This is a genomic window from Bradyrhizobium sp. SZCCHNS3016, assembly GCF_032484535.1.
GTDB lineage: Bacteria > Pseudomonadota > Alphaproteobacteria > Rhizobiales > Xanthobacteraceae > Bradyrhizobium.
The window spans coordinates 654,957-666,885 of record NZ_JAUETE010000001.1 but is presented as its reverse complement, the minus strand read 5'-3'; the positions used below and the strand labels follow the sequence as shown (position 1 = coordinate 666,885).

Genomic DNA, 11,929 nt, shown 5'->3' with positions numbered 1-11,929 from the left:
TGATCCGAAATGACGCGACAGCGGCCAAAAGTGGGGTTGAAAGCTAGGCCAATTCGTTCATCTTGCAAGACGAAACCTCGCCGGACAAGGACGAGGGAACAATGGGAGGACATGTGGTCCTGGGAGTTCTGGCCCGATCTCTGATGGGCGCGATCGGCCTCATCGCCGCCGCAACTGCCGCCAGCGCGGCGGATCCGGTCGACATCGCGATCGGCTATCTCGGCCGCGCCAGCGTGCCGCAGACCTTGTCGCCGCTCGACCAGCCTGCGGCCGATGATGGCGTGGCCGGCGCGAAGCTCGCGATCGAGGACAACAACACCACCGGCAAGTTCCTCAACCAGCGCTTCACTTTGATCGACCGCCGCGTCAAGGATGACGAGGACGCCGCGCAGGCCGCCAATGAGCTCGCCGGCAAGACGGGATTCGTCCTCGTGGACCTGCCGGCAGATGCGCTGCTGAAGGTCGCAGATGCGTTGCGGGGCCGCGGCGTCACCCTGCTCAATGTCGGCGCCACCGACGACCGCCTGCGTGAGCAGGACTGCCGCGCCAACGTCATCCATGTCGCACCGACGCGCTCGATGCTGGCCGACGGCCTGGCGCAATATCTGGTCTGGAAGCAGTGGAAGCGCTGGCTGCTCGTCACCGGTTCGCACGACAACGACAGACTGTTCGCCGACGCGCTGCGCCGCGCCGCCACCCGCTTCGGCGCCAAGATCGTCGAGGAGCGCACCTTCGCGGACACCGGCGGCGCGCGCCGCACCGACAGCGGTGTGACCTTGATCCAGCGCCAGATGCCGGTGTTCACGCAGAAGGCGCCGGCCTATGACGTGCTGGTCACCGCCGACGAGAGCGAGGTATTCGCCAACTATCTGCCCTACCGCACCTGGGATCCGCGCCCCGTCGCGGGCTCCGCCGGCCTGCGGCCGACCAGCTGGGATCCGGCACAGGACCAGTGGGGGGCGACGCAATTGCAGAACCGCTTCATGAAGCTCGCCTCGCGCCGCATGGACGCCTTGGACATGCAGGCCTGGATGGCCGTGCGCATGGTCGGCGAGGCCGCCTCGCGCACCAACTCCGGCGACGCCAAGACGATGACCGACTACCTCAAGGGCCCGAACTTCACCATCGCCGCCTTCAAGGGCACCCGCCTCTCGCTGCGCGACTGGAACCTGCAATTGCGCCAGCCGATCCTGCTTGCCGACGGCCGCATGATCGTCTCGGTCTCGCCGCAGGAGGGCTTTCTGCACCAGGTCTCCGAACTCGACACGCTCGGCGTCGACCGCCCCGAAACCAAGTGCAAGCTGCAATGATGTCGGATCGAACCATGCTGATGGAAATGCTTAGTCCGACACGTTGGTGCAAATCCTTTGAGGCCGCTGGCCGCTGGCCTCATGGTTCGAGACGCGCCGAAGCCGGCGCTCCTCACCATGAGGGTTTAGCACCGAGGCCGGTGCTAAACATTGACCATGAGGAGCGTCCTTATGGAGAGGGTCTCCACCGTTCTGGTCTCGACGAAGAGAGTCTTGGATCTCACCGCACACACAGCCCTCGTCCTGAGGAGCCCGCCGCAGGCGGGCGTCTCGAAGGACGGCCACGACATCGGATGCACTTCAGCACAGCAGCCTGCCTGCTCACCGCCGCGCTATCACTGGCCCACACAGCCCCCGCCTCCGCCTACGTCGCCTTCGTGTCCAACGAGAAGGGCAACACCGTCTCCGTCATCGACACCGACACCTGGACGGTCACCAAGACCATCAAGGTCGGGCAGCGGCCGCGCGGCATTGCGTTCACCCGCGATGGCAAGTTCGTGATGGTCGCGGTCGGTGACGACGACACCATCCAGGTGATCGATGCCAAGAAGATGGAGGTGGTGGACACCCTGCCCTCCGGTCCCGATCCCGAATTGTTCGCGCAGGACGCCGCCGGCAAGACGCTCTATGTCGCCAACGAGAACGACAACACGGTCACGGTGCTCGACCTCGAGAAGCGCGTCCGCATCGGCGACGTCCAGGTCGGCGTCGAGCCGGAGGGCATGATGCTCAGCCCGGACGGCAAGATCCTGATCTGCACCTCCGAAACCACCAACATGGCGCATTTCATCGACACGGCGACCCGCAAGATCGTCGCCAATGTGCTGGTCGATGCGCGGCCGCGCTTTGCCGAGTTCAAGAGCGACGGCTCGGAGCTGTGGGTCTCGGCCGAGATCGGCGGCACCGTCTCGATCATCGACCCCGCCAAGCGCGAGGTCACCGGCAAGATCAAGTTCGCCGTGCCCGGCCTGCGCAGCGAGGCGATCCAGCCGGTCGGCATCGCCCTGACCAAGGACGGCAAGACCGGCTTCGTTGCGCTCGGCCCGGCCAACCGTGTCGCCGTCGTCGACGGCGCCACCCACGAGGTGAAGAAATATCTCCTGGTCGGCCAGCGCGTCTGGCACATGGAGTTCACGCCGGATGAGAAATATCTTCTGGTCACCAACGGCGTCTCCAACGACGTCTCGGTGATCGACGTCGCCGCGCAGAAGGTGATCAAGACCATCCAGGTCGGCGAGCTGCCCTGGGGCATCACGATTGCACAGCCATGACGACGCAGAACGCACCCGCTCTCGACTCGACAGGCTCTGCATCGCAGACGGCGCCCGAGCAGGTCCCGGCGCTGTCGGTCGCCGGCGTCAGCCATTCCTACGGTGCACGCAAGGCGCTCAACGACGTCAGCTTCGCCGTCCAGCCTGCGAGCTTCACCGCCCTGCTCGGCCTCAACGGCGCCGGCAAGAGCACGCTGTTCTCGCTCATCACGCGGCTGTTCGCGGTGCAGACCGGCCAGATCGGCATTTTCGGCCATGACATCGGCCGGACGCCGGGCGAAGCGCTGCGACTGCTCGGCGTCGTGTTCCAGCCGCGCACGCTCGATCTCGATCTGTCGCTGACCCAGAACCTGCTCTATCACGCCGCGCTGCACGGCATCGCCCGCCGCGAGGCCCGCGCGCGCAGCGAGGAGCTGCTGGCGCGGATCGGCCTCGCCGACCGCGCCGGCAACAAGGTGCGCGACCTCTCCGGCGGCCAGATGCGCCGGCTGGAGATTGCTCGCGCCCTGCTGCACCGGCCGCGCCTCTTGCTGCTCGACGAGGCCACCGTCGGCCTCGACGTCAAGGCGCGCGCCGACATCGTCGGTCACGTCCGTCAGCTCGTCGCCGAGCAGGGCATCGGCGTGCTCTGGGCGACGCATCTGTTCGATGAGATCGCCGCGACCGACGATCTCGTGGTGCTGCATCAAGGCCGCGTGCTGGCGCGCGGGCCCGTCCCGCAGGTCATTGCCGAGGCCGGTGCGACCGACGTCAACGCGGCGTTCGCGCGGCTGACGACCCAGGCCAGTCCGGCGCGGAGCTCCGAGCCATGACCGTCACCACCGTGCACGCCCCCCCACCCACACGCAGCGGCTTCTCGGCCGGCGAATACATCACCTGCCTCACCGGCATCGTCTGGCGCGAGGGCCTGCGCTTCCTGCATCAGCGCGAGCGCTTCGTCTCGGCGCTGGTGCGGCCGCTGGTCTGGCTGTTCATCTTCGCCGCCGGCTTCCGCCAGGTGCTGGGCATCTCGATCATTCCGCCGTACGAGACCTACATCCTTTATGAGGTCTATATCGCACCCGGCCTGATGGCGATGATCCAGTTGTTCAACGGCATGCAGTCGTCGCTGTCGATGGTCTATGACCGCGAGATGGGCAACATGCGCACCTTGCTGGTGAGCCCGCTGCCGCGCGGCTATCTCCTGTTCTGCAAGCTGCTCGCCGGCACCGCCGTCTCGGTGCTGCAGGTCTATGCGTTTCTCGCCATCGCCTGGTTCTGGGACATCACCCCGCCGCCGATGGGCTATCTGACGGTGCTGCCGGCGCTGATCCTGTCCGGCCTGATGCTCGGCGCGCTGGGCATGCTGATTTCCTCCGGCATCAAGCAGCTCGAGAATTTCGCCGGCGTCATGAACTTCGTGATCTTCCCGATGTTCTTCGCCTCATCGGCGCTCTACCCGCTCTGGCGGGTCGAGGAAGGCAGTCCCTGGCTGGCTTATCTCTGCGAAGCCAACCCCTTCACCCACGCGGTCGAGCTCATCCGCTTTGCGCTGTACGGCAAGCTGAACTGGGTTTCGCTCGCGGTGGTCGGCGGCTGCACCGCCGTATTCATGATCGGCGCGATCCTGGCCTATGATCCGTCGCGGGGTTTTGTCAGGCGTGGTCCCGGAGGCGAGGCATGAGGTTGAGAACGATACTGGCGGCCGTCGCCATCGCTGTGTCAGCCAGTGCTGCGCAAGCCGCCGATCCGCGCTATCAGGATTGGCCCTGCCCGCAGGCCAAGGTGCCGGAAATCTCCATCGCGGCGGTGTGGTCCGGCCCGCCGATCGACGATGTCGGCGCGAGCTGGAAGAACGATGTGAAGGTGGCCGAGCTCGTCGCCAAGCTTGCCGCGCGCCGTATCCCGCTGGAGCAGGCCCAGAAGGACGTGGCCGATTTCCTGACCGGAACGTCCGAGGAGAAGACACGCAAGGGCAAGCTGCTGTTCGTCGGGCTGTTCGACACGCTGAACGCGCAGCGGACATCGGTCATGAACGGCCTCGAGCGCGTCATGCGCAAGCAGCGCGAGGCCGTCGACAAAGTGCGCGGCGACACGATCAAGCTGCAGGAGATGCAGAGCAGCGCCGTGCCGGATCAGGCCAAGGTCGAGGAAATGACCAACCAGTTGAACTGGGAGACGCGCATCTTCGAGGATCGGCGTCGCGTGATGAAGTTCGTCTGCGAGGTGCCGACCGCAATCGACCAGCGCCTGTTCGCGCTGGCCCGGGAGATCCAGCAGGAGATGGAGTAGCTGTTTTGATGCGCTCCCGCCGCCCTCCCCGCTCACTCCTCAGGCCGCGGCTCAGGCTGCGTCTGCTGCAGCGGCAGGTCGGCGCGGCTCCAGCCGTCGGTCCCGTCCGGATACCACGCGACATTGCGATAGCCGTAGGTCAGCGCGCGCTTGGCGGCATTCCACGACATCCAGCAATCCTCGAGGCAGTAGAACACGAGCAGACGACCGAGGTCGCCGCCCGATGCGTGCGCCAGCCCGCGCTTCAGATAGTCCTCAGTCTGGGGCGCCAGCACACCATAGCCGGTGTCGGGCAGCCACATGCTGCCGGGAATGTCCAGGCGCGGCTGCTCGCGCCACACCGTCCCGGCCGGCAGGTTCTTCGGCTTGGGCGGCCGCGGCAACACATCGACGAAGACGGCGGACTTCGCGCGCCAGATCGCCTCGGTCTCCCGCGTCGACAGCACGCGCGCTCCGCTCAGGGTCGTCGGCACCGGCGCGCGATAGTTCTCGGTGCGATAGCTGTCCGGCTCCGGCACGAGATCATCGGCCCGCACCGCCACGGCAATCAGCAGCACACCTGCCAATGCCGCAGCGCTGAGCCGACCGATCATGGCTTCGCCGCAGCCTCGGCGGTGATCAGATGATTGCTCTCGTCCAGCAGCGGCACCCCGAAGTCCAGCAGGATCTTGTTGATCTCCCCCTGGTTCTCCTGGATCAGCTTGTTGAGCTGACGGCGCCAGTTCTGGTCCGCGCCACGGACACCCATGGCGATGCGATAGATCAGCTTCGGCCCGCTGGTCTCTTTCACCAGCGGCGTCACGTGCAGCCGCGGGCTCGCCTGCTTGGCGTAGTACCCTGCCATCGGGCCCCACAGCACGCCGGCATCGATATCGCCGGACTTCAGATCGTTGATCATCGCCTCCGCCGACGAATCGACGCGGGTGTCGATCATCAGCGGGTAGGGCTTTGCGGTCGGCATCAGCCCGGCCAGCGCCATGTTGGTCGCCGGCGGCGTGCCCGCCACGATGCCGATGTGCTTGCCCTTGAGCTTGGCATCCTCCAGCGTCGTCACATCGGCGAGATCGGAGCCCGGCTTGGTCACGATCGCGTAGGCCGTGCGGTAATAGGGGCTGGTGCTCTGCACCAGGTCATCCCCTTGGGGAAAGCCCATGATCACGTCGCAACGGTGCGAGCCGAGCGTCATGCGCACGAATCCGGTGGCCTGCGGGAAGAACGTGTAGTCCACCTTCTTCTGCAGCTTGGCGGCAAAGAGCTCGGCCAGCTTGTTCTCGAAGCCGTCGCCCTTCTCGTTCGAGAACGGCAGATTGCGCGGATCGGCGCAGACCCTGAGCACCTTGGCATCGACCAGCTCGATCGACAGGTCCAGGCCATCATTGCTCTGCGCGAAAGCGGCGGCCGGTCCGAGCAGAGTGAGCCCCGCGGCAACGGCCAGCGAGCAGGCAAGTTTGTGACGCTTCGTCATCCGTATTTCCATCCCTATCGAACGCATCGCGGTATTTTTGAAAATGCTAGGCCGCCGGCCGCTCCGGTGCAACAGCCGCCGTCATCGCGAAGAGTTGACCCATTGCTGCACCGCAACGTCCATCGCCTGACGCACACCTCTCACGCGAGCAAGGCAAGCCGATGGTGAGACAACTGATCATCGCGATCACCGCCTGGGGGGCGCTGGCGCTCGGCAGCGCCGCTCTTGCCATGCCGCCGGAACTCGAGGTCAGCGAGATCGCGCCCGGCGTGTTCGTTCACATCGGCCAGACCGCGCTGATGAACGCGGCGAACGAGGGCGCCATCGCCAATGTCGGTTTCATCGTCGGCAACGACGCGGTCGCCGTGATCGACACCGGCGGCAGCGTCCGCGAAGGCCGCGCGCTGCTGGCAGCGATCCGCGCCCGTACCGCCAAGCCCGTGCGCTACGTCATCAACACCCACGCCCATCCGGATCACGCATTCGGCAACGCGGCATTCGAGGGCGACGGCACGCGCTTCGTCGGCGCCAAGAACCTGCCGCGCGCGCTTGCATTGCGCGGACCGCACTACATCGAGGCGTTCCGGCGCCTGATGGGCGCCGCGCTGATCGACGAGGTCCGTCTCGTCCCCCCGTCGATCCTCGTGGACGACGAGATGATGCTCGACCTCGGCGGCCGTACCCTCACGCTCAAGGCCTGGAGCACCGCGCATAGCGACTGCGACCTGTCCGTCTATGATGACCAGAGCCGGATCTTGTTCGCCGGCGATCTCGTATTCCTGCGTCACATCCCGGTGATGGATGGCAGCCTGCGTGGCTGGATTTCCGACATGGCCGCGCTCGCGACCATCCCGGCCGAGCGCGTCGTCCCGGGCCACGGCCCTGTCAGCCCGTGGCCACTGGCGCTCAGCGACGAGCGTCGCTACCTCGACATATTGGCCCACGACGTTCGCGGGCTGATCAAGGCGGGCAAGCCGATCGCGGACGCCGCTGGGGCCGCCGGATCGGAGCGTGGCAAATGGGAGCTGTTCGACGACTACAATGCCCGCAACGCGACTGCGGCATTCTCGGAAATGGAATGGGAATGAGGGCGGCGACGCGCTATGATAGTTAATTCACCCGACTGCCCGAGGAGGATTGCGCCATGATCCGGCTCCACCTGCCGTCCACCCTGCTTCTCGGGGCATGCCTCGCGTTTGCCTTCGCACCTGCGAAGGCCGCTGATGGTTACGATCCCTGGCCGGGACTAGTCCAGGACATCTTCAACAACAAGGCGATGCAGGACGGCAGCAATGTGCTGTCGATCGAGATGCCGACGCGCGCCGAGGATGCCTCGGTGGTTCCCGTCACCCTGCGCAGCAAACTGTCGCCCGCCGACGAGCGCCGCATCAAGACCATCACGCTGGTGATCGACCAGAATCCCGCGCCCATGGCGGCCAAGTTCACGCTCGGCGCGGACGCCAACGTGACCGCGATCTCGACGCGGGTCCGCGTCAACAACTACACGGATGTGCATGCGGTGGCCGAGTTGACGGATGGTCAGCTCTATGTGGTCAAGACCTTCGTCAAGGCTTCCGGAGGCTGCTCGGCCCCGGCGGCGAAGAATCCGGACGAGGCCAAGGCGCGCATCGGCCAGATGCGCTACCGACAGTTCACGCAAAGCAGCGACGGCGCCACGAGCGGCATCCGCGAAGCGCAGGTCATGGTCGGGCATCCCAACAATTCCGGGCTCCAGATGGACCAGGTGACGCAGCTCTACATTCCGGCCTTCTTCATCGACCGGCTGACGCTGTCGCAGGACGGCAGCCTGGTGCTGTCAGTCGAAGGCGGCATCTCGATCTCGGAGGATCCCAATATCCGCTTCACCTACGTGTCGAACGGCGCCAAGCAATTCCGTGCGGAAGCGAAGGATACGCAGGGCCACGTGTTCGAGCACGACTGGCCGGCCGACGGCTCAGGAACTTGATGCGGCAGAGCGGCAGCGCTTCAGAAGCATCTCACTTCGGCTTCGGCCTGCGCCCGACGGAGATCGTTCAGCGCGGTGGCGGCCTGCTCGGACGTGCGGAACTGGGTGCCGAGAGTGCTGTGCACCTGGGACATGCTGAGGACGGTCTCGGCCGTGACGTAGCGCTCATAGGGAAGGATCGAGGCGATCACGTCGATCGAGCAGGAGCACTGCGCGATCGCCTCCCGGGTCTCGCCATTGGCCTTCATGCAGCCGAACACATATTCGGCCCGCGCGGAGGTCGGATAGTCGTTGAGATCCTCGGCGTGAGCCGACCCGCGCAGCACGATCATGGCAATGAGGGTGGCGACAATCGGTCCTACCGGAACAGCACTACGCATCACAGTCCTCCACGGCATCGCAGCCGAAGCTATGCTAAGAGAATGAGGCTGAAAAGAACACATCTCAAGGAAACGCAGACAGGCTCATGACGCAGATCGGTCGTTTGTTGATGGCGATTATCGCCTGCGCCCTGCTGCCGGTCACGGCATGCTGCGCCGCGGAGACCGTCAAGGTTGCAGTGCAGAAGACCGGCACCTTCGCCTGGGAGCTGGCCGTGATCCGCGCCCGCCAGCTGGACAAGCAGGCGGATATCGCGATCGATGCGGTCGAGCTTGCGAGCCCGGAGGCCGGCAAGATCGCGCTGCGTGCCGGCAATGCCGACATCATGGTATCGGACTGGCTGTGGGTGTCGCGCGAGCGTGCGCTCGGCGCCAAGCTGACCTTCTATCCCTATTCGAGCGCGCTCGGCGCCGTGATGGTGCCGGCGACCTCACCGATCAAGACGCTTGCCGATCTGAAGGGACGCAAGCTCGCGGTGGCCGGCGGACCGCTCGACAAGAGCTGGCTGCTGCTGCAGGCCACGCTCAAGCGCGACGGCGTCGATCTGAAATCGCAGGCGACCATCACCTACGGCGCGCCGCCGCTGCTGGCCGCCAAACTGGCCGACGGCGAGATGGATGCGGGCTTGAACTACTGGAATTTCTGCGCGGCGCTGGAGGCCAAGGGCTTCCGCCGGCTCGCCGGCGTCGAGGACCTGCTGCCGCCATTCGGCGCCAAGGGCCGCACCGCGATGATCGGCTATGTCTTCGACGAGGACTGGGCCGCCAAGCATCGCGATCTCGTCGCACGCTTCCTAACCGTCACGGCCAAGGCCAAGGAGATCCTGGCGACTTCCGACGCCGACTGGCAAACGATCGCCCCGCTGACCGGCGCACAGGACGACGCCACCTTGCGCGTCTATCGCGACCGCTATCGCGAAGGTATTCCGCGCCGGCCGGTGGCCGAGGAAGAGGCCGACGCCCGCGTTCTCTACGGCGTGCTCGCCTCGATCGGCGGCCGCGATCTGGTCGGCCCCGCGGCTGAGCTCAGTCCCGGCACCTACTACAGGGCGGATGCGAGGGATTAGTGCTGCGGCTGTTGTCCTTTGCGCTTCTGCTTGCCACCTGGTGGATTGCCGCGGCTGTCGCCGGCAGCGCCAAGCTGCCATTGCCATCAGCCGTGCTTGCGGTTGCGGTGGCGGAGGCGCGGTCCGGCGCGCTATTTCTGCATCTCGGCGCAACGCTCGCCCGCGTCGCCCTCGCCTTCACTCTGTCGATGACACTCGGCTCGGCAATCGGCTTTTTGATGGGGCGCAGCCAGCTCGCCAACCGCCTCGGCGATCCCTGGCTGATCCTGCTGCTCAATCTGCCGGCGCTGGTGGTGATCGTGCTCGCCTATATCTGGGCCGGTCTCACTGAGGTCGCTGCGATCGCAGCAATCGCGATCAACAAGCTGCCGACGGCCGTCGTCACCTTGCGCGAAGGCGTCCGCGCGCTCGATCCATCGCTCGACGAGATGGCCAAGGTGTTTGCCTTTTCGCGCGGACGCATCCTCCGCCACGTCCTGCTGCCGCAGCTCGCACCTTATATTGCGGCTGCCGCGCGCTCCGGCCTTTCATTGGTCTGGAAGATCGTGCTGGTGGCCGAACTGCTCGGACGGCCCAACGGCATCGGCTTCGAGATCGGCGTCGCCTTCCAGCTGTTCGACATTCCGCTGCTGCTCGCCTACTCGCTCAGCTTTGCTGCCGTGGTGCTGGTGATCGAGGCCGTCATCGTCCAGCCGTTCGAGCAGCGCGCATCGAGGTGGCGGCTCCGTGCGGCTTGAGGTCGATATCAGGTCCAAGAGCTACACCAGCGCCAATGGCAAGCGCCAGGAGGTGATTGCGGGCATTGCTTTTGCGCTGCAGCGGGGCGAGGTCGGCGTCGTCGTCGGCCCCTCCGGCTGCGGCAAGAGCACGATGCTGCGGATTCTCGCCGGTCTGGACAACGACTATCAGGGCCAGGTATCGCGGCCTGAGGGAGCCCGGCTGGCGATGGTTTTCCAGGAGCCGCGGCTGCTGCCGTGGCGATCGGTGGAGGACAACGTCCGGCTGGCAGCGCCCGGTGTCGCCGAGGACAGGCTGGCCGCGATCTTCGGCGTGCTCGAGCTCGAGGGACATCGCAGCCATTTTCCAGGCGAGTTGTCGCTCGGCCTCGCCCGCCGCGTCGCGCTGGCGCGCGCCTTTGCGGTCGAGCCGGATTTCCTCATCCTGGATGAGCCGCTGGCTTCGCTCGACGACGCGCTCGCCGCGCGGCTGCGCGAGGAGATTGCGACGCTGGTGGCCAACAGGCCGATGATCACGCTCCTGGTCACGCACAGCATGGACGACGCGGCGCGACTCGGCGACCGGATCTTCCTGCTATCCTCGCGCCCCGCCCGTCTGCTGCATGCCGTCCCGATTGACCTGCCGCGCGCGCAGCGCAACAACGACACTGTTGCGGCGACCAAAGCCGATCTGGCGCGACTGGATTTTTCCGTGTCATAGTCATGGCAATCAAAGGACATTGGAAACCCAGGGAAATGCCATGAAACGCGGACTCGCCGTGACGGCAACCATTCTGTTCGCCATGCCGCTCGCAGCCGTCGCACAAAGCAAGGGCATCCGGCTTTGGAATCTGACCACCGCAACGATGACCGGCTTTCAGCTCTCTCCGGCCGGCCAGAACAACTGGGGTCCGAACCAGACGCTGAGCGACAAGGACAAGGAGCTCGATCACGACGAACGGCTGAAGCTCACCGGCATCGAGCCTGGGCGCTACGACGCCAAGGTGAGCTATGCCGGCGAGCGGCAGTGCGTCGTACGCGGCCTCGACATCAAGGCCGACGCCGTGATCTCGGTCGCGGACAAGGACCTCAAGGAGTGCACGAAGTAGGCAGCCAGCGTGCCGACGGCCAAGCCGGCCTCAGGCCTTGTCGTTAGTGTGCGGATATTCGCAGCGCCACCGCACTGCCGTCCATTTCGGGTGCTCGCCGATCCACTGGGCGATGTAGGGCGGCGCCTTCATCGCGCATTGCTGCAGGGAGGCGCCGCCATCCGCGAAAACGAGATGCTGCTCCTCGCAGGTGGCCGGAGACAGGACTGCGCAGACGGTGATGACGAGATCGATGGGGCTCATGGCTCGTTGTCCTTCGATAAGCCTGAAGCAACGTACCTGAAACTACGACATCCGGCTGCATCAGTTTCTCTTTGCGCAACAAATTATCCAGCGGAACCAAGGCTGGAACGACCATCCCCGGGCCAAGCCGG

The 11,929-nt window shown here is 65.7% G+C and carries 15 protein-coding genes; 11 read left to right on the top strand and 4 right to left on the bottom strand.

Annotation, left to right across the window (positions count from 1 at the left end; genetic code table 11):
• Nucleotides 1–101: 101 nt before the first annotated feature.
• The 5 genes from QW881_RS03100 to QW881_RS03080 all read left to right on the top strand — a co-directional run bounded on the left by QW881_RS03100 (nucleotide 102) and on the right by QW881_RS03080 (nucleotide 4,852).
• The gene (locus tag QW881_RS03100; protein WP_315756250.1) at nucleotides 102–1,310 is read left to right on the top strand and encodes an ABC transporter substrate-binding protein; all 1,209 of its coding nucleotides are present in this window, start codon (nucleotides 102–104) and stop codon (nucleotides 1,308–1,310) included.
• A 293-nt stretch (nucleotides 1,311–1,603) separates the two neighbouring features.
• Entirely contained in the window at nucleotides 1,604–2,581 is a 978-nt protein-coding gene (locus QW881_RS03095) for a YVTN family beta-propeller repeat protein (protein ID WP_315756251.1), read from the top strand.
• On the top strand, nucleotides 2,578–3,393 hold the full coding sequence (locus QW881_RS03090) for an ABC transporter ATP-binding protein (protein ID WP_315756252.1): 816 nt from the start codon (nucleotides 2,578–2,580) through the stop codon (nucleotides 3,391–3,393). Before QW881_RS03095 ends, QW881_RS03090 begins: the two co-directional genes overlap by 4 nt.
• Nucleotides 3,390–4,244, top strand: a complete 855-nt coding sequence (locus QW881_RS03085; protein WP_315741281.1) for an ABC transporter permease — start codon at nucleotides 3,390–3,392, stop codon at nucleotides 4,242–4,244. Before QW881_RS03090 ends, QW881_RS03085 begins: the two co-directional genes overlap by 4 nt.
• Nucleotides 4,241–4,852, top strand: a complete 612-nt coding sequence (locus tag QW881_RS03080) for a hypothetical protein (protein ID WP_315756253.1) — start codon at nucleotides 4,241–4,243, stop codon at nucleotides 4,850–4,852. The genes QW881_RS03085 and QW881_RS03080 overlap by 4 nt, the downstream gene beginning before the upstream one ends.
• A gap of 32 nt (nucleotides 4,853–4,884) precedes the next feature.
• On the opposite strand, the gene QW881_RS03075 is transcribed toward QW881_RS03080, so the two are convergent.
• Together QW881_RS03075 and QW881_RS03070 are read right to left on the bottom strand one after the other, a co-directional pair.
• Nucleotides 4,885–5,445, bottom strand: a complete 561-nt coding sequence (locus QW881_RS03075) for a PQQ-dependent catabolism-associated CXXCW motif protein (protein WP_315756254.1) — start codon at nucleotides 5,443–5,445, stop codon at nucleotides 4,885–4,887.
• Nucleotides 5,442–6,317, bottom strand: a complete 876-nt coding sequence (locus QW881_RS03070; RefSeq protein WP_315756255.1) for a substrate-binding domain-containing protein — start codon at nucleotides 6,315–6,317, stop codon at nucleotides 5,442–5,444. The genes QW881_RS03075 and QW881_RS03070 overlap by 4 nt, the downstream gene beginning before the upstream one ends.
• 161 nt (nucleotides 6,318–6,478) lie before the next feature.
• Between QW881_RS03070 and QW881_RS03065 the strand changes: the two genes are divergently transcribed.
• Both QW881_RS03065 and QW881_RS03060 read left to right on the top strand, forming a co-directional pair.
• On the top strand, nucleotides 6,479–7,405 hold the full coding sequence (locus QW881_RS03065; RefSeq protein WP_315756256.1) for a quinoprotein relay system zinc metallohydrolase 2: 927 nt from the start codon (nucleotides 6,479–6,481) through the stop codon (nucleotides 7,403–7,405).
• Nucleotides 7,406–7,461: 56 nt separating this feature from the next.
• Nucleotides 7,462–8,283 (top strand): quinoprotein dehydrogenase-associated SoxYZ-like carrier, encoded by an 822-nt coding sequence (locus QW881_RS03060; protein ID WP_315741276.1) that lies wholly within the window; start codon nucleotides 7,462–7,464, stop codon nucleotides 8,281–8,283.
• Nucleotides 8,284–8,303: 20 nt separating this feature from the next.
• Here the strand turns inward: QW881_RS03060 and QW881_RS03055 are convergent, their stop codons facing one another.
• Nucleotides 8,304–8,663: a hypothetical protein gene (locus QW881_RS03055; RefSeq protein ID WP_315756257.1), complete on the bottom strand. Its 360-nt coding sequence runs from the start codon at nucleotides 8,661–8,663 to the stop codon at nucleotides 8,304–8,306.
• Nucleotides 8,664–8,749: 86 nt separating this feature from the next.
• Here QW881_RS03055 and QW881_RS03050 point away from each other — a divergent pair, with 86 nt between their 5' ends.
• Genes QW881_RS03050 through QW881_RS03035 form a run of 4 tightly spaced genes read left to right on the top strand, consistent with a single transcriptional unit; the run spans nucleotide 8,750 to nucleotide 11,555 of the window.
• On the top strand, nucleotides 8,750–9,730 hold the full coding sequence (locus QW881_RS03050; RefSeq protein WP_315756258.1) for an ABC transporter substrate-binding protein: 981 nt from the start codon (nucleotides 8,750–8,752) through the stop codon (nucleotides 9,728–9,730).
• Nucleotides 9,730–10,467, top strand: a complete 738-nt coding sequence (locus QW881_RS03045; RefSeq protein ID WP_315756259.1) for an ABC transporter permease — start codon at nucleotides 9,730–9,732, stop codon at nucleotides 10,465–10,467. The genes QW881_RS03050 and QW881_RS03045 overlap by 1 nt, the downstream gene beginning before the upstream one ends.
• Nucleotides 10,457–11,167 carry an ABC transporter ATP-binding protein gene (locus QW881_RS03040; RefSeq protein WP_315756260.1) on the top strand — a complete coding sequence of 237 codons (711 nt, stop codon included), beginning with the start codon at nucleotides 10,457–10,459 and terminating at the stop codon, nucleotides 11,165–11,167. Before QW881_RS03045 ends, QW881_RS03040 begins: the two co-directional genes overlap by 11 nt.
• Nucleotides 11,168–11,207: 40 nt before the next feature.
• Nucleotides 11,208–11,555 carry a hypothetical protein gene (locus QW881_RS03035; protein WP_315756261.1) on the top strand — a complete coding sequence of 116 codons (348 nt, stop codon included), beginning with the start codon at nucleotides 11,208–11,210 and terminating at the stop codon, nucleotides 11,553–11,555.
• Nucleotides 11,556–11,585: 30 nt separating this feature from the next.
• Here the strand turns inward: QW881_RS03035 and QW881_RS03030 are convergent, their stop codons facing one another.
• Nucleotides 11,586–11,798 (bottom strand): hypothetical protein, encoded by a 213-nt coding sequence (locus tag QW881_RS03030; protein ID WP_315741270.1) that lies wholly within the window; start codon nucleotides 11,796–11,798, stop codon nucleotides 11,586–11,588.
• Nucleotides 11,799–11,929 lie beyond the last annotated feature (131 nt).